The sequence below is a fragment of the Lysinibacillus sp. KCTC 33748 genome, assembly GCF_002237755.1.
Taxonomy (GTDB): Bacteria; Bacillota; Bacilli; order Bacillales_A; family Planococcaceae; genus Lysinibacillus.
In genome coordinates this window covers 132,665-155,145 of sequence record NZ_MWSJ01000005.1, presented here as the reverse complement: position 1 = coordinate 155,145, position 22,481 = coordinate 132,665, and the positions used below count along the sequence as shown (strand labels likewise).

At 35.5% G+C, this 22,481-nt stretch carries 22 protein-coding genes, 2 pseudogenes and 1 riboswitch; of the genes and pseudogenes, 12 read left to right on the top strand and 12 right to left on the bottom strand.

The genetic code is table 11. The features are described 5' to 3' along the window. Positions 1 to 668 precede the first annotated feature (668 nt). The 3 genes from B1B04_RS09855 (at position 669) to B1B04_RS09845 (ending at position 2,616) form a co-directional block, all read left to right on the top strand. On the top strand, positions 669 to 1,355 hold the full coding sequence (locus tag B1B04_RS09855) for a cupin domain-containing protein (protein ID WP_079561298.1): 687 nt from the start codon (positions 669 to 671) through the stop codon (positions 1,353 to 1,355). A gap of 144 nt (positions 1,356 to 1,499) precedes the next feature. Further along, positions 1,500 to 1,787 carry a hypothetical protein gene (locus B1B04_RS09850; protein ID WP_079561297.1) on the top strand — a complete coding sequence of 96 codons (288 nt, stop codon included), beginning with the start codon at positions 1,500 to 1,502 and terminating at the stop codon, positions 1,785 to 1,787. Positions 1,788 to 2,133: 346 nt separating this feature from the next. Beyond that, a complete protein-coding gene (locus tag B1B04_RS09845; protein WP_079561296.1) occupies positions 2,134 to 2,616 on the top strand; it encodes a DUF3231 family protein in 483 nt (160 codons plus the stop codon). A gap of 239 nt (positions 2,617 to 2,855) precedes the next feature. On the opposite strand, the gene B1B04_RS09840 is transcribed toward B1B04_RS09845, so the two are convergent. After that, complete coding sequence (locus tag B1B04_RS09840) at positions 2,856 to 5,462, bottom strand: cation-translocating P-type ATPase (protein ID WP_079561295.1); 2,607 nt, start codon at positions 5,460 to 5,462, stop codon at positions 2,856 to 2,858. Between the two features lie 544 nt (positions 5,463 to 6,006). Continuing rightward, complete coding sequence (locus tag B1B04_RS09835) at positions 6,007 to 7,197, bottom strand: MFS transporter (protein ID WP_079561294.1); 1,191 nt, start codon at positions 7,195 to 7,197, stop codon at positions 6,007 to 6,009. Positions 7,198 to 7,487: 290 nt separating this feature from the next. After that, positions 7,488 to 7,587: riboswitch (purine riboswitch) on the bottom strand. Between the two features lie 213 nt (positions 7,588 to 7,800). Here B1B04_RS09835 and B1B04_RS25390 point away from each other — a divergent pair. Then, positions 7,801 to 8,007, top strand: a complete 207-nt coding sequence (locus B1B04_RS25390; RefSeq protein WP_139376964.1) for a hypothetical protein — start codon at positions 7,801 to 7,803, stop codon at positions 8,005 to 8,007. Positions 8,008 to 8,059: 52 nt separating this feature from the next. On the opposite strand, the gene lepB is transcribed toward B1B04_RS25390, so the two are convergent. The 4 genes from lepB to dacB form a co-directional block, all read right to left on the bottom strand. Continuing rightward, positions 8,060 to 8,620, bottom strand: coding sequence for a signal peptidase I (lepB, locus tag B1B04_RS09830; protein WP_079561293.1), 561 nt, complete (start codon positions 8,618 to 8,620; stop codon positions 8,060 to 8,062). Between the two features lie 162 nt (positions 8,621 to 8,782). Continuing rightward, on the bottom strand, positions 8,783 to 8,881 hold the full coding sequence (locus tag B1B04_RS26685; protein WP_386830290.1) for a transcriptional regulator: 99 nt from the start codon (positions 8,879 to 8,881) through the stop codon (positions 8,783 to 8,785). 430 nt (positions 8,882 to 9,311) lie between these two features. Next, a complete protein-coding gene (locus B1B04_RS09825) occupies positions 9,312 to 10,244 on the bottom strand; it encodes an LCP family glycopolymer transferase (protein WP_079561292.1) in 933 nt (310 codons plus the stop codon). Positions 10,245 to 10,675: 431 nt separating this feature from the next. Beyond that, positions 10,676 to 12,109 carry a D-alanyl-D-alanine carboxypeptidase/D-alanyl-D-alanine endopeptidase gene (gene dacB / locus B1B04_RS09820; protein WP_079561291.1) on the bottom strand — a complete coding sequence of 478 codons (1,434 nt, stop codon included), beginning with the start codon at positions 12,107 to 12,109 and terminating at the stop codon, positions 10,676 to 10,678. Between the two features lie 153 nt (positions 12,110 to 12,262). Between dacB and B1B04_RS09815 the strand changes: the two genes are divergently transcribed. Continuing rightward, the gene (locus B1B04_RS09815) at positions 12,263 to 12,634 is read left to right on the top strand and encodes a hypothetical protein (RefSeq protein ID WP_079561290.1); all 372 of its coding nucleotides are present in this window, start codon (positions 12,263 to 12,265) and stop codon (positions 12,632 to 12,634) included. A 56-nt stretch (positions 12,635 to 12,690) separates the two neighbouring features. Here B1B04_RS09815 and B1B04_RS09810 read toward each other — a convergent pair whose 3' ends face one another. Together B1B04_RS09810 and B1B04_RS09805 are read right to left on the bottom strand one after the other, a co-directional pair. After that, positions 12,691 to 14,424, bottom strand: a complete 1,734-nt coding sequence (locus B1B04_RS09810; RefSeq protein WP_079561289.1) for an ABC transporter ATP-binding protein — start codon at positions 14,422 to 14,424, stop codon at positions 12,691 to 12,693. Further along, on the bottom strand, positions 14,421 to 16,163 hold the full coding sequence (locus B1B04_RS09805; protein WP_079561288.1) for an ABC transporter ATP-binding protein: 1,743 nt from the start codon (positions 16,161 to 16,163) through the stop codon (positions 14,421 to 14,423). Before B1B04_RS09805 ends, B1B04_RS09810 begins: the two co-directional genes overlap by 4 nt. Positions 16,164 to 16,916: 753 nt before the next feature. Here B1B04_RS09805 and crcB (B1B04_RS09800) point away from each other — a divergent pair. From crcB (B1B04_RS09800) to B1B04_RS09790, 3 genes are read left to right on the top strand one after another with little or no spacing between them, the layout of a single operon-like run. Continuing rightward, positions 16,917 to 17,279: a fluoride efflux transporter CrcB gene (crcB, locus tag B1B04_RS09800; RefSeq protein WP_079561287.1), complete on the top strand. Its 363-nt coding sequence runs from the start codon at positions 16,917 to 16,919 to the stop codon at positions 17,277 to 17,279. Continuing rightward, complete coding sequence (gene crcB / locus B1B04_RS09795) at positions 17,276 to 17,605, top strand: fluoride efflux transporter CrcB (RefSeq protein WP_079561286.1); 330 nt, start codon at positions 17,276 to 17,278, stop codon at positions 17,603 to 17,605. The genes crcB (B1B04_RS09800) and crcB (B1B04_RS09795) overlap by 4 nt, the downstream gene beginning before the upstream one ends. A gap of 30 nt (positions 17,606 to 17,635) precedes the next feature. Further along, on the top strand, positions 17,636 to 17,983 hold the full coding sequence (locus B1B04_RS09790; protein ID WP_079561285.1) for a hypothetical protein: 348 nt from the start codon (positions 17,636 to 17,638) through the stop codon (positions 17,981 to 17,983). 31 nt (positions 17,984 to 18,014) lie between these two features. On the opposite strand, the gene B1B04_RS09785 is transcribed toward B1B04_RS09790, so the two are convergent. Beyond that, positions 18,015 to 18,299, bottom strand: a complete 285-nt coding sequence (locus B1B04_RS09785; RefSeq protein WP_254864982.1) for a Sir2 family NAD-dependent protein deacetylase — start codon at positions 18,297 to 18,299, stop codon at positions 18,015 to 18,017. Further along, positions 18,259 to 18,426, bottom strand: coding sequence for a Sir2 family NAD-dependent protein deacetylase (locus B1B04_RS26410; protein ID WP_254864983.1), 168 nt, complete (start codon positions 18,424 to 18,426; stop codon positions 18,259 to 18,261). The genes B1B04_RS09785 and B1B04_RS26410 overlap by 41 nt, the downstream gene beginning before the upstream one ends. Positions 18,427 to 18,484: 58 nt before the next feature. Between B1B04_RS26410 and B1B04_RS09780 the strand changes: the two are divergent. Further along, positions 18,485 to 18,760: pseudogene (locus tag B1B04_RS09780) on the top strand (transposase); the annotation flags it as partial. A gap of 177 nt (positions 18,761 to 18,937) precedes the next feature. Here the strand turns inward: B1B04_RS09780 and B1B04_RS09775 are convergent. Further along, the gene (locus B1B04_RS09775; protein ID WP_079561284.1) at positions 18,938 to 19,429 is read right to left on the bottom strand and encodes a hypothetical protein; all 492 of its coding nucleotides are present in this window, start codon (positions 19,427 to 19,429) and stop codon (positions 18,938 to 18,940) included. A gap of 216 nt (positions 19,430 to 19,645) precedes the next feature. On the opposite strand from B1B04_RS09775, the pseudogene B1B04_RS09770 reads away from it, so the two are divergent. Next, positions 19,646 to 20,103: pseudogene (locus tag B1B04_RS09770) on the top strand (hypothetical protein); the annotation flags it as partial. 419 nt (positions 20,104 to 20,522) lie between these two features. Further along, complete coding sequence (locus tag B1B04_RS09765) at positions 20,523 to 21,680, top strand: Ger(x)C family spore germination protein (protein WP_079561283.1); 1,158 nt, start codon at positions 20,523 to 20,525, stop codon at positions 21,678 to 21,680. Between the two features lie 218 nt (positions 21,681 to 21,898). Here B1B04_RS09765 and B1B04_RS26405 read toward each other — a convergent pair whose 3' ends face one another. Continuing rightward, positions 21,899 to 22,075: a tyrosine-type recombinase/integrase gene (locus tag B1B04_RS26405; protein ID WP_276207751.1), complete on the bottom strand. Its 177-nt coding sequence runs from the start codon at positions 22,073 to 22,075 to the stop codon at positions 21,899 to 21,901. Between the two features lie 16 nt (positions 22,076 to 22,091). On the opposite strand from B1B04_RS26405, the gene B1B04_RS26680 reads away from it, so the two are divergent. Continuing rightward, the gene (locus B1B04_RS26680) at positions 22,092 to 22,295 is read left to right on the top strand and encodes a hypothetical protein (RefSeq protein ID WP_079561281.1); all 204 of its coding nucleotides are present in this window, start codon (positions 22,092 to 22,094) and stop codon (positions 22,293 to 22,295) included. Positions 22,296 to 22,481: the final 186 nt, after the last annotated feature.

The following is a 22,481-nucleotide window of genomic DNA, read 5'->3' as shown; positions in this document are numbered from 1 at the left end:
AGACGAGAATAAGATTGGATTTTTTTTAAAAAAATCCAATCCAAGAGTATTAAACGCTACCATAAAGTTATAGAACCCATTTACCTAACTAAATTAGTTAGGTAAATGCTATTATAAACATTTATTCTCGAAAATTCACCAATTTTCTTTTCGACTTTTGCATAATCACATAATCTCCTTTGTGAGCGTTTTATCAAAATAACAATTATTGAGAATTTGTTTGATGTCGAATCTTCTCCTATCTTATAAGGGAGAATACTTACTCCTGAACCTTACTGTTTCTACTAGCGGCTCAGTCAAATTTAATCCTGAAACTGGTCCGCAAAATAATACATTGTTACAACTACTAAGGATTTTTTTGAATTCATTATTTACCTCCTAAATTTATAATTCAATTATTAGACGAGAATTCATTACAATGAGTTTCATTTTTTTCAAAAAAACCAATTAAAGGATGTAAAATGCTAACATAAAATTATAAAGTTCTTTAAAATGGGGCTGCGCCTAATGCAGTTCTTTCATCAACCGCAGCCCACTTTCGAAGGCTTTGGCCAACATGTTTTTTGTAAGAAAGCAGATAATGGGCGTTCGCGTAAGCCTAAAATAGCTTTGTACATATTCTGTGCTTAAGACATGTATTGAAACTTAACTAGAGAAAGGATGTAAGTATTAGCTCAAATATTGACTATACTTCACCGTCAACACAGTTCACCTCTGATGTCAATGACAACACTCTTTTTAAAAGAGATGATCGGAATTTTATAAACATTCTAGGTGTAGAACAATTAAATACGTTAGAAAATACATCTTTGCTTGATATTTTTCTAAGTAAGAATAAGATGATAGAGCCACACTATCATCAAAATGCAGCAGAACTTGTTTATTGTATTTCCGGTGCTGCGATTGTTTCTATATTTAATCCCTTTACAAAAGAGATTAAAAACTATCCGATCGAGCCTGGCCAAGTCGCCAATGTACCGCAAGGATGGTGGCATTATGAAATAGCTACTGAGAATGACACGCATTTACTGGCTATTTTTGATTCTCCAACTCCTGACGTTATTTTAGGTTCAGATATATTGAAATTTACACCTTCCAATGTCATGGCTCACGCGTATTGTTTAGATGAAACTCAGTGGAAGAAAACAATTGCGCCTGTTGTACCATCAACATATATCGGTCCACCTAAAGATTGTAACCGTGTAAAATCAACTGCTGAAAATCAAAAAGATCAAAAGCAACAAAATGATCCTCATCATGAACATAAAAATAAATATATGCCTTTGAACCCATATCCGCCATATCGCTATCCAAATATGAATCCTTATATGAATCCTTATGGCTCATATTATTAATCAAAAAACGAAAAATCATAATTGTTCATACGAGTGTATGACTCGACATCATAAGCTCTACACCTTTCATTGCATAAAAATAAATAAAAAGGAAAATCTATATTTTAAGTCATAGCTTCGTTATTACTAAAAGAGGTGTAGAAGATGGAATTATTTCCAGTGATCCATACAAATTTTTGGGATGCTGTAATAGCCGTTCCAGCAGTGTTACTTATTACACAGCTAATTAAGGTATTTATGCGCGTTAAGCCTAAATATGTTCCTGCAGTCGCCCTTGTTATTGGCTTGATTATTTCTCTCTTCATTAGCCATAGACATAATCTTATTGCTGGAATATTTATGGGCTTTTTTTATGGTTATGCAGCTATCGGAAACTTTGCTGCATTAAAAACAACTATTAATAGCTATAAAAGAAAGAAATTAAAGGAATAAAACCTTAGCTCATAACGTGGAGCTGATTTCCGTTCCGACTGGGGGCGTCGAATAAACTGATCCCTAGACAAACGTTTTTACAAAATGACATCCAACTCTTTAGTTTTATCGGAACACTTTCAGAAATTATCGATCAACTTTCACATTTTATCACCCAACTTATAATTTTTATCGACATCCACCTTCCAAAGAGCAAAAAAAGGATTCATACACAAAACTGTGTGTGAATCCTTTTACGTTGTCATCGCGATTACCCATTTTATTGTAAAAAATGATTAGAATTTCATTTATTAACACATCCTAATCTCAAATAAATGAACGAGAACATGAGTTAGGATGTGTAATTATGGAATTGGCAAATGGAAATCTATCTTTACGCTATAAGGAAATTTTTAAGATTTGGACGCAGATTGGCGTAAATAATGGTTATATAGCTTCAAATCATGCATTTTTCAAGCACGCTGTTGATAAAAAACTGAAGGCTATTATTGTGAATTTTGTGCAATGTTTAAAAGAGGAAAATAAACAACTAACAGCGTTATTAAAGGAAAATGGGATACTTGCCCCTACTACATCGATCGACTATGAAAAATTGAAAATGAAAAATATACGAGGGAAAAAAGCTATTAATGATACAGAGATCAGCACCATTTTATCGATGAATATAGCTTCTTCAGTTATTTCAGTCAGTCAGGCTTTAGAAATGTCTGTGAAGAAGAAGCATACTGCAAAATACGGTGAGCTTCATATGAGGTATGCGATACTTGGCGCAAAGCTAATACGGCTCAGTAACGACAAAGGCTGGCTACTAGCTCCTACAACAATTTAATGTTTCTCTTTAATGAGGAAGGTTCCTGTTCTATGTTACTCGCTTTCCCTTGGAAAGCGTCAGCAGCAAAGCGACCAGTCGGAACGGAAATCAACTCCTCATTTTGTCCAAGACTATACCTTATTTAAGTAAGATATCTTCATTTCATTACACAAGCGCCTCATTCACAAAAATTTCTGGTTTTTAACACTAAAAAGCTCTCGTTTCAACAAAACGAGAGCTTCAATATTTATTACACATTATCGACTTCTCACAAACAACAGCTTGTACCACTGATTCACGATGAACGGTAACACAGACAAGCTATAAATAAAGCCTAATTGTGCGGTGCTTAATGTGGCAACTTCAAACACACCTGTAAGCATTGGAATAAACAATACTGCGTGTAAACTTAAAAAACCGATTAAGAATGCAAGCCAAGTATATTTATTCGAAAATAGTCCAATGGCGAAGATAGATTCTTTAGCTCTGGAATTGAAGCCATGCACTAATCGTGACAAGCATAATGTTGTAAATGCCATCGTGCTCGCCGTTAAAGTATCTCCAGTTGACAATCCGATTTCAAAGGCAACCGTTGTCGAAATGGCAATTAATATTCCTTCGAGCACCACTTGAGTAGTAAATGCTTTATTTAATAATGGTGCATGAATATTTCGAGGCTTGTCCTTCATTGTTTTTTTATTATTCGGCTCTAAACCGATTGCAATCGCCGGTAAACTATCCGTTAGTAAGTTAATAAATAATAGATGCACAGGTGCAAAAGGAACTGGCAAACCTAATATTGTTGCATATAAAACAACAAAAATGGCACCCGCATTCCCAGATAATAAGAACAAAATAGCGTTTTTGATATTCGTATAAATACTTCTACCGTTTGAAATAGCCTTTACAATCGTTGAAAAATTATCATCCGTTAGTATCATAGAGGAGGCATCCTTCGCGACCTCTGTGCCGGTAACTCCCATTGCCACACCAATGTCGGATTGTTTTAGCGCAGGACCATCATTAACACCATCTCCTGTCATGGCGACGACATGCCCTTTTTCTTGCCACGCTTTCACGATACGAATTTTTTGAGCCGGTGTTACTCGGGCATAAACAGAAAAATCGTTAACCTTTTCTTGAAGCTGCTGATCTGTTAAGCCTTCTATTTCATGCCCTTCAATCGCTTCAGAGGGATCATTTAAAATCCCAATTTGATTGGCAATAGCCGTTGCCGTAATTTTATGATCACCTGTAATCATCACCGGCTTGATACCAGCTTTTATACATTTTTCAACCGCACCTTCAGATTCTTTTCTTGGAGGATCCATCATCGCGACTAAACCAACAAAGATTAAATCTTTTTCAGCTCTTACATCGATTGCTCGATGTCCCTTTACCTCTTTGTAGGCAACTGCTAGTACCCTTAACCCCTTTATAGAAAATTCACGATTTACCGCTTCGATTTTTTCGCGTTGTTGTTTTGTAATATTAAATATACCTTTTGAAGTTTCAACCTTTACAATTTTAGGAAGAAGGACATCTAATGCTCCTTTTGTAATCATAATAGATTGCTGATTGATAGTGTTCACAGTACTCATGAGCTTTCTATCTGAATCAAAAGGAATTTCGGCCACTCTTGGATAATAATCTCTTACTAATAATTCGTCAAAATCATATTGCTTCCCTAATTTTACGAGTGCCAGCTCAGTAGGGTCACCGATTTCCTTACCGTCCCTTTCCACAGCATCACTACATAATATTGCCTTTAACATTAGATCTTTCTCAACTGTATTTTCAGTGTATAGCTGATCATGTGGAATCACTTTTTCATCCACATAAACCTCTTGAACAACCATTTTATTTTCTGTTAATGTTCCTGTTTTATCTGAACAAATGACAGATACACTTCCAAGACTTTCAACAGCATAGAGCTTTCGAATAATGGCATTTTCCTTTGCCATTTTCTGTGTCCCAAAAGCTAGCACAATAGTAACGATCGAGCTTAACGCTTCTGGAATTGCTGCGACGGCAAGTGAAACAGCAAACATAAACGATTCTACAAGCGCACGTCCTCTAACAAGGTCAATTACGAAAATAGCTAGACAGATTAACGTAATCCCTAAAGCTAATTTTTCTCCGAAATGATCTAAACTTACTTGTAGCGGTGTTTTCTTCTCTTTCGCAGTATCTAGTAAATTTGCAATTTTGCCGATTTCAGTCTGCATTCCGATAGCTGTAACCATGACAATACCACGACCAGTTGTCACATAGCTTCCAGAGTATACCATGTTCTTTTTATCAGCAACTGTTACATTGCTTTCCTTAATAGCATCAACACTTTTCCCCACAGCGATTGATTCACCGGTCAGCGAGCTTTCATTGATATGCAAATTATGACTTTCTAATAGTCTCCCATCTGCATTGATATAATCGCCAGCCTCCAAATAAAGAAGATCTCCAACGACTAGATCTTCTGAAGCAATCTCTATTAGCTGATTATTTCGCATTACTTTGGCAATTGGGGAGGTTAAGGCTTTTAAATTATCCAAAGACTGTTCTGCCTTGACATGCTGAACAGTACCTAGGATAGCGTTTAATATAACGACAACCATAATGACAACGGTGCTTCCTACTTCTCCTAATAGAAATGAAACGAAAGCAGCAATGATTAAAATAATGACTAATAAATCTTTAAATTGTCCAAAGAAAACGGCGAATGCACTTGTTTTTTTTCCTTCCGCTAATACATTATAGCCGTATACCTCCTGCCTCTTTTGAACGTCATAATCACTCAATCCTTGATCTGTCACGTTCAAAGTTTTCATCACTTCAGCTGATGATTGTTGATGATATTCTGACATTCGATTCCCCCTCCATTTGAAATTATTAGACAATCATGCCAATTAAGTAACTCACAGCATCCCTGAGAAAATGCTGTTATTAGTTAACAAGTTAGATTCCCATTAGTAGACCCCTTTGAATTATCTATCTTAGGCAGAGAGAACATAATGTATCCTAAAAATAGTATTGAATCATCAGACTCCCTATCTATTGAGCCCCTAAAATACTTTAACTACAACAATCTATTCCTTGTCCTATTCCAGTATGATAATAATCGATATAGAAATTAAATATTTGTTTAATATTGAACATATAAAATAAAGTGAAACTAGAATCAGTAGGGTTTTACGGGTAGTTCATGCAAGACAAAACGCGATGACAATGAAGCGATATCGAACATAATAACCTCCGCTTACTAGCTATATGAACAAAAAAAGACATTTGGAATATAGCTATTCCAAATGTCTTTCATCACATGCATAGACTCCCAATAGGCCAGTCTTGCAAATATTATCTTATTTTAGTTATCTTTCTTTATTTGCGGATATTAAGTAATCGAGTGTATTACGAGTTGTTATGTGCCGATTTCATCCCTAACTCAGCTCCATGTGAAACTGGCGCTCTTTTTAGAGAAAAAATGGCACAGCCTAGAGCACATAAAACTAAAATGGCACCGAAGCCCGCTAAATGCTTAGCAGATCCTGTAACAGCAAACATAGCCCCACCAACAGCTGATCCGATAGATATACCGATTTGTAATGCAGCAGTATTTAAGCTTTGTTGAATATCAGACGTTTTTGGATCAGTTTCTATTAAATAATTTTGTAATGGAGGGGTAAGTGCCCAGCTAAGTGCACCCCATAAAACTGTCGCGACTAAAAAGAGTGGAAAAGCAATAATTGTGTAAGGAATACTAAATAATACAACGGCAAATGTAGAGACAATAATTAGAATGGCTTTACCAGTACCAATTTTGTCACTTAGCCAACCACCAAGAGCATTCCCACTGACAGACGCTATTCCGAAGATTAGATAACAGATACTAATCCAAGAGGCATTCATATCAAATGCTTCTACTAAAAATGGCGTTAAATATGCATAAAGCATATAATGACCAGCCAGCATAAACAGTGTTGTTAATTGTGCACTTAAGATTTTTAAATTCGCCAATGATTTAATTTGAGCCTTTAATGGGACAATTTCTACAACTGGCATTTTTTCAAGTAATAACGCAATAAGAATCATAGATATAGTTGAAAGAAGCGCAATTCCTAAAAATATAGCTCTCCATCCAAATGCTTCCGAAACAAATATCCCAATTGGCACACCGATGACAAGTGCCGAACTAACACCTATGAAAACAAGCCCTAACGCTTTTGCACGATGTCTTGGTTCAACAATTTTTGTGGCAATTGTTAAGGATAAGACGATGACCAATGCAGTACTCATCGCCGTGAAAATTCTAGCAATCATGACGATCAAGAATGTCGTACTAAAATACGTCATAAGATTACCTAAAGTAAAAATAAATAAAGAAATAAGATAAAGGCGCTTCCGTTCCACTTTTGCGGTTAATGACAAAAGGACAGGCGCAGATATCGCATAGACGAGAGCAAATATTGTAATTAATTGTCCCGCTGTTGATAAGGACACATTTAAATCTTTTGCAATTGTTGGTAATATACCACCTACAATTAATTCCACCAATCCTACTGCAAAGGTAGTAACGGCCAGAATGTAAACTCTCCAATTCATAATTATCACCCTTCTGTTACACTTTCATTTTTGTAGGGAGATATGAATTATGCCTCGGCATAATTGCGTCCGGAATCGGCTTTATGCATAGGCCTGCACGACGCAGGTCAGTTAGCCATTATCGCATGGATGCGATAATGGCTAACATCCTCTAAGAACTCCTTTCCGATTCCGTGACATCCGCCGGAGGCTTTAACTTCTTTCAGCAAATGTTTTTTGTAGCGAAAGCGAAGCGTCAGCTACAAATGTTTGGATACTGATGAAAGAAGTTAAAAAAAATCCTGACTACAAAAATGAAGCACGATTTTTGTAGTCAGGATTTTATGGTTCCTGGTAGAGACCCTCAATCCATATTATTGAGGTTATACATATCAAATATTTACGTTAGCTATATTAGCATATTGAAATTTGCATGACAACACTTTTTTATTATTTCTTTCTTGTCATCCATAAACTTAGTTCACTATAGCACTCTCATTCATTAAAGTGCAACCCCTTACCTACTAAAAAACCATATTAAAAGAAAGAAATTTCAGATTTTACTTATATTTTTTCAAGTTTGACCATACATACTAATATAACAGAACATTGTGAGGTGATTGTTTGCGTATAGTAGGTTTAGTATGCTATTTTTTATTGTTGTTTTATGGTGTAGAACCAATAACAGAAGAGCTCTCAATCGATCAACAAGCAATCAATTCTCCTAGTCTGAGCGAACAGCAAATCCCCATAAAAGAAACGGTTGAAAATTCAACAGTTTGTTCCTATTATTCCACTTATAAAGTTTGCAAGGATTTATCAGCGGACTAAAAAAAGAGGCTACTTAACGTAGCCTCTTTTTCACTGCAAGTCCCTATTTAATTTACTTTGAACCAATATGGAAACGATTAAACGGATATATTGTTAATTTAGCTTCACCATAGACGGCATCTTTAGAAATTAAGCCATAATGGCGGCTATCAGAACTTCTTAAACGGTTGTCCCCGAGTACAAGATACTTACCCTCAGGTACCTTTTTCTCATTTACTAATTGCTCTAACGTGAAATTTTCTGTAATTCGTAATTGCTTAGGATCATTTGTTTGACGATTCACATAATCCTCTTTATAAGCTTTTCCATTTACATATAAAACATCGTCTTTCATTTCAACTGTATCACCTGGTAGGCCAACCACTCGTTTAATATATAGCTCATCCTCTGTTGGTGATTGAAAGACAATTTGATCAAAGCGTTCAATTTTACTCATTTTACTTACAATAATAATATCCTTATCATGATAAGTTGGGTACATAGAAGCCCCTTGTACTTTAATCGGTGCAAATAAAAATTGCTTACAGCCTAAAACAACTATAGCAGTAATTACAATAATTTTAAGATAGGATATTATATCCTGTTTGAAACTACTTGTTTTCTCTTCTTGCATGCTCATTCCCCGATACTGTTTTTTTATAGTATAACATTTTCTACAGTATATGGACGAATTTTCACATAAATTGTTTCATGTTCATAAAAAATAGACAAAGCTATTTTATAACTTTGCCTAGATGCATTCTATTCTTTTATTTTTCGATTATGAGTGGTTACTTTACGTAGTAGTAGAGTGTTGCTGATTAGTTAATAAGTCTACTGTTAAAACAATACCTACATGTAATGCAACTGCTAAAAAAAATGTACCTATAATCATCACAATCACTCCTTCAACCATTTCTAATACAATTATACATCAATTTTCTGATATTTCAAATAAATAAAATAATAAATCAATTATGTTTAGGCCTAATGTGTCCGGTATCGGCTTTGTACCGAAAGCGTAGCGGCAGGTACAGGTGTTTAGACACCCACTGAAAGTAGATAAAATAAAAAAAACCATTCAACTAGGCATGCACCCTACCTAAATGATTTTTTATGTTTCACATGAAAATTTTTAAGCACAATAGTTGTAGATGACGCATAGCAGAACTGAATGAATTTTTTTGAACTTTACGCTTAGGCACATAGCTTTGCATGCAATTGTTTACAGCTGTATACCTAAGCACCTGGGTCCTTCCATTCATGTATCTCCCTCCCCTCATTGTCAAAAGGTTTACCACTATCGTACTCAAATTGTTACTCTTTTATTGCAAATGAGCTTTTAATTCCGATTTTATTTTTTCTAGCTCGGTCTCTTTAGGGATGAAATACCATATGTTATCAATTCTTTTGCCATCTCCCTCTTTAAACGACAACTGCTCAAGATTCCCATCCATATTTTTATAAATACTTTGTAGTTGAATTAAATCCTTCATCGTAAAATTCATACGAACATTATCTCCTACTACATCAAGCATATCTGAAGCCTTTAATAATATAGAAGATTTCGATGAAGCTTTTTTCAAAACCGCTTCAATAATTTGTCGTTGGCGAATTTGACGACCGAAATCACCACGAGGATCTTCATAACGAATACGTGAGAAGATCAGTGCATTATCACCATCTAAAGTTATCTCACCTTTCGGATAATGATAGGAATCAAAGGTTAAGTCCATGTCATTATCAATGGTTACCCCACCAATCGTGTCAATAATTTGCAGGAAGCCATCCATATTAACAAACACATAATAATCAATAGGTATATCTAAAAAATGCTCCACCGTATCGACTGCCATTGGGACGCCGCCAAATGCATAGGCATGGTTGATTTTATCGACGGAATTATGTCCAATAATTTCAGTACGAGTGTCTCGAGGTATACTGAGCATCTTCATCGTTTGTTTTTCAGGGTTCACGGTAATGACAATCATCGTGTCAGAACGTCCACTGTCATCTTTTCGTTCATCTACTCCAAGCATTAACACGGAAAACGGGTCTTTTTTCGTCACTATTTTTTGTTCTTTACTTTCATCCGTTGTTTCAATTAATGGTGTATTTATTTTATTCATTGTTTTTTGGATAGTGTAATAAGCAGTACCTATAAAAATTAAAAAAATCGTTAATAAGCCACCTACTATCCAAAGCCATATTTTCTTCTTGCTCTTTTTTTCTTTAGTGCGTTTTGTGTTTTTTTCCATACATAAGTCCTCTCTTGCAAAAATTTACCCTACTTTTTGACGTATTAAGTTGGAAAAAAGTTAATATAGTCTAATTATATGCATATCGGACGAAAAAAAGACGTACAGTAATATTTACTAATAACACATAATATTACTTTATTTGTAAATTAAATTTCAATTATTTAATGTCAGCTAACATTATGATAAAAGGACTAATATTATGCCACTATGTTTTTTACAAAAATAGACACTCTTTATCCGCATTCATCTCATGATCTATTGAGATTGCAGATTAGAATGGCCTTTGCTTTCTACTACAAAAAAGGAATAGAAAAAAGGTCAAGACACCTTTACATTGCCCTGACCCTTTTACACCTGTAACTGACGCTTCGCTTTCGCTACAAAAAAACACCCTGCTGAAATAAATTAAACCATATTGTTCAACATTCTTACATTTCATTTGCAATCTGTTTGACAATTTCATCAATAGTTGGGATAGCTGAAGTTTTATTGGCCTGTGTCAAAATACTAAAGATATACCACTTGCCACTCTTTCCTTTTACATAGCCACACAAAGCATATGTTCCAGAAATATAGCCTGTTTTAGCAGATACACTATAGCCCTCCATGCGATTCTCTAAAGTCGCACCAACAAGGCTGCCCTTTCTTCCTGCATGCGGTAATGCATCTAAATATGAGGAATACCAGGATTTATTGCGAACGTTATATAATAATAGACTTACTTGCATACTGCTTACTCGATTTTGATGACTTAAACCTGAACCATCTTCAATATACCAATGCTCCATATTAAGCCCAATATCACTACCATACGTACGAATCGCTTTAATGCCAGCCGACCAGCTTCCTTCGTCAAGTAACTTTCGCCCGAGTTGTTTAGTAAACATATCACCCATCCCATTAATGCTTAACTTTAAATACATAAAGTTAATATCCTGTAATGGTTTTGAATATGAAATACCTACTTGTTGTGCATTCTCAGGTACCTTTCCTGTTTCAATAGGCATTGTTTGGATACCTTTCGCTATTAATTTTTCTCGGAATACGTCAAGTGTATATAGCGTTGGATGATAGACAGCTACATTTGTACTTTCCTGCGAATCTACTGGTAAGTTACCTGTTACAATGATTTGATCTGTACCGTATTCTCTTGTAATTTTCACTGTACTTTTCTCGTCCTTGTTCACAACTTTTGTTTTGTTAACAACCGGAATAGTACTTGCAAACGGCACAAGCTGGACATAACCCGCAGTACCAACCTTTGAGCCTGTCACTTTCACTTGCACAGTTGCAATATCATATTGATCATTTGGCGAAATCGTTAATGCCGAAATACGCGAAGCATATGGTTGATCCTCTTCTTCAGGTACAATTCCCTTTGGTAAACGATCTGCATCAAACCAAGTATCATCCCCGATTAAGGAACCCGTAATTTTCGAGATACCTATCTTTTTCATTTCATTCGAAAACGATTCTAAATGAACAGGTAAAAGCGTTGGATCTCCCCCGCCTTGTATATAAATATTACCATGAAGAACACCATCTTCAATTGTGCCATCGACATATGTCTTCGTAGCAAAGCGATAATCTGGCCCTAATAAATCCAAAGCAGCGGCGCTAACTAAAAGCTTGAGCGAAGAAGCAGGGCGTATCATTTTATCTCCATTTCTATTGTAAAGTACTTTCCCAGTATCTATATCTCGTACAGTAATACTATACTCATTGTTCTTCCAATTTTCAGCTATGATGCTATTCACTTTTGTTGTCATCATTTGCTTTCGAGCTCTTTCCTTCACAACAAAGGTAATTGGCAAACAACAAACCATTAAAATAATCATAAAAAAAATAATTTTCTTTTTCATAGATCCTCCAATTAGCAATTTTATACTTTCAACACTTTATCCCGCAGGAAAAATCGGCATTTTTCACAAAAAAATAATATGTCAACTTTTTTATTCGATAAGAATAAACTGTAATAGCTAGCTAAATCATTTCGGGAAAGGAGTTGTTTATAAATGAGTGCTAAATGGATAAAGATTTCAGTCTTATATTTAGTGATTGTTTTGGCTTTTGGACTGTTTATGCATTATACAATTCAACTCGAATGGACGGCGACACACGCACACATCGGTGTGGTAGGTTGGCTGACTACTGGTTTAATCGGTTTAATTTATTCAATATATAAAGATGCAGCCGAGACAGGACTGGCCAAAGCACAATTTTGGTTCTACAATCTCGGATTGCCGTTCCTCTTAGTCGGTATGATGATGGTTCATCTAGATGTACCACGCTGGTTATTTGAGCTCTTTGTATCTGGTGGCGGTATCGCAGTAGCAATTTCAGTACTGTTCTTTTTTGTCAATGTCTTTAAAAATGTAAAATCTTAAATAGAAAGCCTCACTTTTTCACAAAGTGAGGCTTTCAGCTTGTCGGAGTTTAAGTATTATTGCAATGAATTCGCCTGCATTTGATACATTTTTTCATAAATGCCACCCTGTGCTAATAGCTCATCATGTGTGCCACGTTCCATAATCTTGCCTCGATCTAACACAAGAATACGATCGGCATTTTTAATAGTAGAAAGTCGGTGAGCGATAATAAATGTTGTACGTCCTTTTTTCAGTACATCCATCGCATGCTGAATAATCTCCTCAGTTTCCGTATCTATATTAGAAGTAGCCTCATCTAAAATTAAAATTGCCGGGTCAAAGGCAAGGGCACGCGCAAAGGAAATTAACTGGCGTTGCCCAGATGACAGTGTGCTCCCCTTCTCAATAACAGGCTCATCATAGCCATCTGGCAAGTTCGCTAAAACACGTTCCCCACCAACAGCCTTTAATGAGGCTTCTATTTTTTCTCGTGAAATTTTAGGATTATTTAGGCTAACGTTCGAAGCAATAGTACCTGTAAATAAGTATGGGTCCTGTAAAACAATACCCATATGTTCACGCATTGTTTGACGAGGAACCGAAGTGATGTCGATTCCATCAATCGTAATTCTCCCTATAGATGGGTCATAGAAACGGAACAATAAGTTCATAATAGAGCTTTTCCCAGACCCTGTATGGCCTACTAAGGCAATTGTTTCACCTTGGTATGCTTCAAATGATAAATTTTTCAATACGTAATCATCATTTTTATAGGCAAAGGAAACATCTTCGAACACCACATTTCCTTTATATCTAGGCATACTTTTTTCAGCCACTGGCTCCCCGTTCGTATCTAACACTTCAAAGACACGCTTTCCTGCAACGAGTGAGCGCTCAAGCTGAGAAAATTGATTGACGATATTCGTGATTGGATTAAATAATCTCGTTAAATAATCGACAAAGGCATATAATGTCCCCGCAGAAATTACCTCCGTGGCCGTAAATGACTGTGTACTAAAGTAGAAAATAAAGACCGTAAACATAATTAGTCTTAATGTATTAACAAGGTTGAAGGACGTTGCAGAATCAAGGAAAAGTAGCTTGCGTTCATATGCATAATGCTCATTATTCATATCATCAAATTCCTTCGTCATTTGCTGCTCACGACGGAAAGCTTGAATAATTGTCATTCCTTGAATCGATTCGTTAATCATCGCGTTAATATCGGCAATTTTCGTTCTGATGACATCATTATATTTCGAGGCCACTTTACGGTATAAAATCATCCATAAATAAACGACTGGTATCATAGTCAATGCTAACAATGCCATTTTCCAATTTAAAATGAAGAGTGCGATATAAACACCCACAATAGAAATTAAACTCGTAACGAAGTTTGACAGTACTTGAACATATAAATTGCGAACAGCCTCGGTATCATTCGTTACACGGGCTACAATTTTCCCTGCTGGTAAAGTATCGAAGTACTGAATTGGCAATGTTTGAATATGCTCAAATACATCCTTACGTAATTTTTGTACAACACGGTTGGCACCCATCTGTAAATAAACATACATAAAATAGCGTAAAACAGCAGTAGCTATTGCTAAAAGTAAATACACAAGTAATAACCAAGTGATTGGTTTTAATTCAATGTGACCAATTGTCATGTAATTATCAATAATATGCTTTGCAATAAACGGTCCAACAAGCTCCGTAAAGACGGCGATTGTTAAGAAAAATAATCCTAGTAGAATCGTCTTTTTAAAATACATTGCATAGCGTGTTAAACGTTGACTCGTACTCATGAGGCACCTCCTTCAAGCTGCTGACGGTCAAATTGCTCTTTATACCATCCTTGTTGTGAAAGAAGCTGCTCATGCGTTCCCTGCTCTACAATTTGGCCTTCATCTAGCACGATAATTAAATCGGCATGCTGAATTCCTGATAAACGATGCGTTGTAATAATCGTCGTTTTATCTTGTCGTTCTCGCTGTATATTTTCAATAATTCTTGCCTCCGTCTTGGCGTCTACAGCAGAAAGCGAGTCATCAAGCATTAAAATTTCAGGGTCTTTAATAAGAGCACGCGCAATGGAAACACGTTGCTTTTGACCACCCGAAAGAGATACACCCTTTTCACCAACAAGTGTCTCAAGGCCCAGCGGTAAATTTTTTAAATCTTTTTCAAAGTATGCAGAACGAATCGCCTGGTGCAATTCAGACTGTGTAGCATCTTCTTTCCCAAATAAAATATTTTCACGAATAGTACGTGAGAATAGAACATGATCTTGTGGAACATAACCAATCCAATCGAGTAACTGCTCCTTCGTTTGTGCAGCAATATCTACTCCATCAATCGATAGCTGGCCCTCCCCGATTGGATACTCACGTAATAGCTGTCGCAGGAAGGTCGTTTTTCCCGCTCCCGTTTTACCAACAATCCCTAGTGTTTGCCCCTTTTTCAACGACAAAGAAATTCGCTGAAGGTTTTTCACCTGACTCAGTGGATATTGGAAGCTTAAATCATCAAAGCCAATCGCATTTGGTGTCGCAATTGTTTGTGGATTCGCAATATTTCGAACATCCGCCTCATAGTATAGTGTTTCCTGTACGCGGTCAAGAGAAGCATTACCTTGCTGCATCACGTTTATAAGTTCCCCAATTGCAAATATTGGCCAAACTGCTAGCCCTAAGTAAACATTGAACGTTACAAGTTGCCCTACTGTCATAGCCTCAATTGCTACTAAATGAGCACCATAGCCAAGCGCTACAACATAACTAATCCCAGTACCGACCTTTGTAATCGGTCCAAATAAGGCATTAATTTTTGCGGTATGCATATTTTTTTCATACACTAACTCGCTCATCTCTGCAAAATTTGCTTCGTCCTTTTTTTCTTGTACGTATGCCCGTACAACTCGCACACCTGCAACCGACTCTAGAACACTATCATTCAGTTCACCAAAAGCATCCTGCGCCTTCATATAGCGTTCATGCACTATTTTCCCTAAATATTGAATAAGGATGGCCATGATCGGTACTGGTAGCATTGCAAAAAAAGTAAGCTTCCACGAAATCATATAACCCATGGCAAAAATAATAAAGCCCATGTAGATGGTAGAATCGATCAGTGTCATAATCCCAAACCCGGCAGTCATCGACACTGCGTTTAAATCATTCGTCGCACGGGCCATTAAATCTCCGGTACGATTTTTCTCATAAAACGTTGGCGTCATGCGCAAAAAATGCTGCATAAGGTTTCGACGCAAAATTTTCTCTAGATTAATAGCCCCTTCAAATAATCTGAATTGCCACACAAAATTAAGGGTATAACCCCCAATAATGATACATATGAAAATCAAAATATACTTCGTTAAAAGAGCTTGTGTCATTTCTCCAGCAGTCAATAAATCGATAATTGACCCTAGCAAATACGGTGGAACAACTTCTAAGCCACTCGCAATCATTAATAGCACGACAGCTATTGTATATTGTTTCCAATACTCCTTAAAAAACCAGCTTAATTTACTTAAAACATCAAACATACTTTATAACCTTCTTTCTCTAGTGCTGTTAAAGCTTTGCTACCCACTATCCAGAAATACCTTGATGAAAATCAATTTTTCTACTTTGTTTCGCATACACATGCACTCCTATTTTCATGTTCACTACAACCCTTTTTTGCAACAAAAAAAGACACATACCCAAAAAAGAGCATGTGTCTCTTAATAAAAGGCAAGGAGTAACCCATGCCTTTTATTGCAATGTAAAATAAAATGTTAGAGGACATGGACAATGTATGCAGTTGTGATTTGAAATGATACTGGTAAAATTAACATCGTCATGCCCTCCTTTACTTAAGTTTGTTATAGTGTTCTTGAAGATTATCACATCTTAGAAATATTTGTCAACCAACTCGTTGTTATTTTTTACGTTTTCCAGGAAATAATTAGCGCTTTAAAGCAATGAATTGCTACATGTCAATTATGGCGATACCTAATTGCGTTCGAGGGCTTTAGGCCAACAGATTTTGCGCGAAAGCGTCGTGCTAACGTAGCAGTAGAAAGTACGATAGGTCCAAATCATTTTATCGGAACAATTTTTAAATTCATCGCCTAACTTTGTTTATTTATCACCCAACTTTTAAACTTTATCGCTTCAAGAGGTCAAAATCATGTCATTTTAAATTTGCGCTCTCTTTCATATATTTGAATCCATATAACTTATAGAAATATATCTAAATTGATACTCTCATGATACACTTTTCAATATAGATATTTTAGTAAGGAGTCTTTACTTTGAAATCATTTTTAGCTGTTGGAATCGGCGGGTTTTTGGGTGCCATCTGTCGATATAACCTTGGTCAAGCACTTCAAAATACAGGTGGTTTTCCAATTGCAACACTTTGTATGAACTTAATTGGTTGCTTTTGTTTAGCATGGCTATTTACTATGTTTACAAAGCGTACGCCTATTATTTTAGGAATTGGCACTGGTTTTTTAGGTGCATTTACGACATTTTCGACATTTTCTTTAGAAACGCTATTACTTTTGCAAGATAGTAAGTGGCTACTAGCTATTCTTTATATTTTAATAAGTGTTTTTGGCGGTTTAGCATGTGCATGGCTAGGATTTAGACTTGCGAAGGGGCGCAGCGTATGATAGTTATTGGTATCGGTGGATTTTTTGGTGCACTAACCAGATTTTATCTTGGAAAATTGATTGCTCATCCATACCCATGGGCAACATTTTTTATTAATATAACAGGTTCTTTTGCACTTGGCCTTCTATTTGCATTACAGCCAAATGATTGGATTTGGCAGTTTATAGGGCTTGGTTTTTTAGGGGCCTATACGACATTTTCAACATTTGGTTTTGAATGTTTGCAGCTCTTGGAACAGAAGAAATGGAAACAAGTAATTATTTATATATGTACTACCGTTTTATTTGGTTTACTTTTCGCTACACTTGGCTTTTTCCTTGTGTAGCAGCATTTATGACATACTAGAGGTGATTTTTTGACACAGCCATCCATTGAACAATTACAAGTGCTCGAAGCTGAAATTGAACAAACATTATATACTTTAATCGACTTAGAGCTAGAAGAAAACTTTCCAGAAATGAATACCCGCTTTGCACAATTACTTGCAAAGGTTCAGGCTGCTCAGTTAATTGATTATAAACTTGACGTCCTCGTTGATCCTCAAGCATTAGCAACAGAAACATGCACTCTACTCCAAAGTTTAATAGAGGCAAAAGCTAGACCACAAAAAAGACAACGACTTTTAACACACCGTATGATTTTAAAAATATGGCTACGTAAAAACCAACGCTTTATGACCGAATTTTTACCACAAATGTTTTAGGCGCCTCTTGATGTTTCAAGGGCGCCTCCTTTTAAAGTGACAATTGCTGCAACACTTCTTTTACTTTTCCTTCAACTGCATGATGCGCAATATCTAAATTAATATAAGCAGTTTTTCCTTTTGTCATCATTGGAAGTTGATTGACAGGAAACACTTCAAGGCTCGTGCCGATAACAAGAACAAGCTCCGCTGCTTTGATTGCTTCCATTGCATTGTTCCAGCTTATTTGTGGTAAGTGTTCTCCAAAAAGCACTACATTTGGCCTTAGATTGCCATTACAATGTACACAACTCTCTTTGTGTAAAAAACTTTCCATTGGAGCAGCTTTTTCGCAGCGATGACAACGAAATGGAGCGTATTGAGCCCTGTAACTCCCCTACCCTTTGATTTCCTGCTAGCTTATGAAAACCATCAACGTTTTGCGTAGCAACTAACGATACAATTCCTCCCTTTTCCCAATCAGCTAAAGTTTGACTGACTTTTCATGCGGTGCTACCTTTTGGAAGCTTCTCACTTTATGAAAATCCACGCCAACTTATAAAACAAGCGGGATTAACATTACGTGAAAGCTCGTCTGGTCAACATAAGGGACAAAAACATATCTCTAAACGAGGTCAAAAGAAGCTTAGAAATGCTCTATTCAAGATTATAGTCCCGCTGATTCGTCAAAACGAAGCGTTTAAAAAGCTTCATGAATATTACACAACAAGACAACAAAATCCCTTAAGGGGAAAGCAGTCAATGGTGATACTCTGTGGTAAATTACTGAAGGTATTACAACGTCGTCATAAGTATCGCAGAGATCCATTGTGCATCACATAGTGAACGGAACTTGAAAAAGCTGCCGCCTGCAAAGTACAGACAGCAGCTTCAAAAGGTTGCCGCTCTTTTCAAAATGCCCTTACAAAGGGTACACTTCAATTCCGCAAAGTTTTTAATACAATCACCTACACACTATGCCTTGGAAAATGTAATGGTTTCTCCAATATTAAATGTTTTACTTTTCTTCTTTCCCTCTAAATCCCAAGTTATTGTGATCGTTCCTTTACTCAATAAATCTTTGATATCCTTATTTTCAAGCTGCTTATAATTTATAATGATCTCGTCTTTATATTCTATCTTATTTTTTTCTGAATCTTTATCTTGATAACTAGAACCGTTCCAATAAACGTCTTCCCCTAATAACTCACGAAATGAATAGGGTATGTTTATTTCTAAATCATCGATATTATCGGAATAATCTACATTTAATGTAAATTCTAGTTTTTTATAGTTATTTTTCTGAGATTTATCTATATTACTGTAATTTTTCTGAGTCTTTTCATCAAGCTCAATTATTTTAGTATTAATATTAATTATTGGATTAAAGCGATAATACGTATAAGTACCTACCCCGACTACTAAAAAGACTAGCAAAAGAACAACTATGAACCGACTTTTGTTCAAATATCCCTCCTACTTAAAAAGAAAAACAATAACTTAATGCTCAAGCATCGGTTATTGTCTTTCTATTACCAATTACGGTTGAATTAACTTATTAATTTAACTTACTTTAATAACTACTTACCAGTTTAATACATTATCATCCCATAACGGCCACTTTTGTTGATTAGTACTTATACTAACGTCAAATGAAAGGCCACCTGTTATACTTCCTTTTTCGTAGTGGTACGTGCAAGTCGTAATATTAATAATGAAGAATTTATATTCTTCTTCTTTCTTGTATCTATAGCGTTTATTGCTTCTATGTTTTTGAGCTTATTAAAAGGAAGTTTTTTCCACAAACTTTCTTCATCATTACCTATTAGATTAAAGGCACAATCTTTTTTACTTGGATTAGGAAATGTTATTTATTTCTGATAGGGATTTTCTACAGTTTTACATTTTACGGCATTTTAACTAGTGTTTTTATTGTTGTTGGTCCTTATTTATTAAGGATTATAATGTCTACATTTATAAACAATACAATTACCAAGAAAATAAATCCAGTATATATTTTCCTATTAAGTACAATTTTAGTGATATTTGGATTTTACTCACCGATATTTATTATTCTTAGTGTAGTGTTTGGATGCTATACAATTAATATGATTTCTTCTCAAAACAATATGAAAGTATATACCCTGAAGTTGTTCATATAACACCTAACTACCCTCAAACTTTTTTGACAGTTGGAGACTTGCCCCACAATCGACAGAGCTTATAGATGGATAGGCAATACTTATTCGGACAAATTTAATAGGGACTAAGGGGCAATCACCCATCATTCCAACGAAGAAGAGCTTGATATGGAGAGGTGGGTGGTTTGGCGAAGCAAGCCCTATTCAGCTGGCTTTTTGGGGCAAAGAATCATGCCCATAGAGGCTCCTTGAAGCTACTTATGCGCCCCTTATACTTGAAAAGAGCTATTTATTCCCCTTAAAAAAGCTGCCCAATTCCATGAACTCTCCCTAAAAAAAATTTAAAAAACCTTTTATTTATAATTCTCTTCATTTTTGCCAAACTAAAAAATATGTATTGATATATAAGGTGGAGAGCGATGAATAGGATAATTACGGGCTTATTTATATTAACTGTAACACTCCCTCTTCTATCCGGATGTTGGGATGAGATAGAACCCCAAAAAATGTATTATGTTAATGGGGTCGGAGTGGATTTTAAAGATAATCAATACGAAATTTATCTACAATTAATTAACTTTAATGACGTAGCAAAATCTGAAACACCTTCTGTTCCGGAAGCGCCTGCAGAGATTGGATATGCTACAGGGGAAACTATGGAGGAAGCAATTTATGAATTATATCGCTCCATTGACCAAGAAGTATTTTGGGGACATATGACCTATCTGATATTTACAGAAGAGGCTTTAAAACACGAGGAAGTTAATTCAGTTTTCGATACTTTTTTGCGCTTTAGAGAAACAAGATACCAGATGAATGTTCACTTTACCCAAGACTCACTAAAAGAAATTCTTTTGATAACACCTATTTTAAATAAATCACTAATTGATTCAAAATTAAGCCATCCATTAAACGCCCGAAAATTAGAAGTGTTTACGGAACCTGTAAATTTAAGAAATCTAGTTATTGGTTTAAATGAACCTAGTCATGAAGTTAGTTTACCTCTCGTTTCGATTGATAAAAATTGGGATACAACAAAGGAGCACCCTTCAAAAGAAACTACAATTAAAGGGATTGGGATACTTTCAAAAGATGGATTTAAAGGGGTAATTAAAGGTGATACTGCAAGAGGTATCAACTGGATGTATAACAAAAAAAATAGAGGAGACTTAACCTTCAAATTAGACAATAATAAAAGTATAACAGTAGATATGGAAGAAAAATATTTTGATGTTAAACCAGTTATTAAAGGCAATCAAGTACAGTTTGAGGTTAACATTAAAGTCGATGTTATACTTAATGGTTTCAAAAAAAAGGCAACAGAAAATGAAATACGTAAGGGAGTTATTAAAAAAGTTAAAGAGGAAATAAAGACAACCTATAAAGCAGGGTTACAGTTAGACGTTGATATTTATCGTTTATCAGAACACCTTTATCGAAACAACGTAAAAGTATGGAAAACATTAGAGATCAATGGAAAAATACCCTTGACTGAAGAATCAATTAGTAAAATCAATGTTGAAATAGACAAAATAAAATCTGGAAGAAAAACATTTACAGAAACAATTAATAAATAAACACAAAATGACCAGGCTCACAAAGGCTGGCACCATTCAGTGACAAACAAATCATTTTGCCTGGTGCTTTAGTTAAATTTTTGAGTCACGAAAAATCAAACCAAAAGACAGATTTTCTACATTTGTAGATTAGATCTGTCTTTTTAGTTTTAACAGCAACAATCTTTGAGAACACAGCCTTCTTTAAACAATTCTCCCTCTTCATATAAAAGGTTATTTTACATCCAATCATCATACATTTCCTTACGAGCATGATCGAACAACTTGGTATATACTCGGGTAGTTTGATATATTTCATGTCCCAACAAGGTCTGAATACCCTTGATTGGCATTCCCTTTTGTGCTAGATGTGCAGCTAAATTGTGTCGTAAAGTGTGCGGTGTTACGAGGAACATTAAGGAATAAATATAAATGGAGATTGTTATAGGATACATTATGGATTTAAGAAAAATAGTTGGCAGTCGTCCACTAATTATGGCAGGGGCGTGTGTAATTCTTGTAAATAGTAATAATGAGAATACAATTGAAGCATCGCTTGCGTGGCGAAAGGATAATAATTCGGAAATACTAGACAAATTTTTAAAGTTATATTTTGAATTTAATACTAATGATTAAGTTTGTTAAAAAAAGCAAAAACTACGCGATGCTTTATCACATCGCGTAGTTTTTCTTTAAAAATCTCGTAGTTTTTAGACAGCCCTTTCGACTCTGCTATCTTTTAAATGATATAATTTGTCCAAAACAGTGATGCAAAAAAATAAGATCACCGATAAAACAATGCTTCGATTTTAAGCTTACTTA

Coding starts and splice junctions, on each gene's coding strand:
- B1B04_RS09845 (WP_079561296.1), top strand. CDS start 2,134: ATGGAATTGGCAAATGGAAATCTATCTTTACGCTATAAGGAAATTTTT.
- B1B04_RS09835 (WP_079561294.1), bottom strand. CDS start 7,197: ATGAATTGGAGAGTTTACATTCTGGCCGTTACTACCTTTGCAGTAGGA.
- B1B04_RS09850 (WP_079561297.1), top strand. CDS start 1,500: ATGGAATTATTTCCAGTGATCCATACAAATTTTTGGGATGCTGTAATA.
- B1B04_RS09765 (WP_079561283.1), top strand. CDS start 20,523: ATGAATAGGATAATTACGGGCTTATTTATATTAACTGTAACACTCCCT.
- B1B04_RS09840 (WP_079561295.1), bottom strand. CDS start 5,462: ATGTCAGAATATCATCAACAATCATCAGCTGAAGTGATGAAAACTTTG.
- B1B04_RS09785 (WP_254864982.1), bottom strand. CDS start 18,299: ATGGAAAGTTTTTTACACAAAGAGAGTTGTGTACATTGTAATGGCAAT.
- B1B04_RS09815 (WP_079561290.1), top strand. CDS start 12,263: ATGAGTGCTAAATGGATAAAGATTTCAGTCTTATATTTAGTGATTGTT.
- lepB (WP_079561293.1), bottom strand. CDS start 8,620: ATGCAAGAAGAGAAAACAAGTAGTTTCAAACAGGATATAATATCCTAT.
- B1B04_RS26680 (WP_079561281.1), top strand. CDS start 22,092: ATGGAGATTGTTATAGGATACATTATGGATTTAAGAAAAATAGTTGGC.
- dacB (WP_079561291.1), bottom strand. CDS start 12,109: ATGAAAAAGAAAATTATTTTTTTTATGATTATTTTAATGGTTTGTTGT.
- B1B04_RS26685 (WP_386830290.1), bottom strand. CDS start 8,881: ATGATTATAGGTACATTTTTTTTAGCAGTTGCATTACATGTAGGTATT.
- B1B04_RS26405 (WP_276207751.1), bottom strand. CDS start 22,075: ATGTTCCTCGTAACACCGCACACTTTACGACACAATTTAGCTGCACAT.
- B1B04_RS09825 (WP_079561292.1), bottom strand. CDS start 10,244: ATGGAAAAAAACACAAAACGCACTAAAGAAAAAAAGAGCAAGAAGAAA.
- B1B04_RS09810 (WP_079561289.1), bottom strand. CDS start 14,424: ATGAGTACGAGTCAACGTTTAACACGCTATGCAATGTATTTTAAAAAG.
- crcB (WP_079561286.1), top strand. CDS start 17,276: ATGATAGTTATTGGTATCGGTGGATTTTTTGGTGCACTAACCAGATTT.
- B1B04_RS09805 (WP_079561288.1), bottom strand. CDS start 16,163: ATGTTTGATGTTTTAAGTAAATTAAGCTGGTTTTTTAAGGAGTATTGG.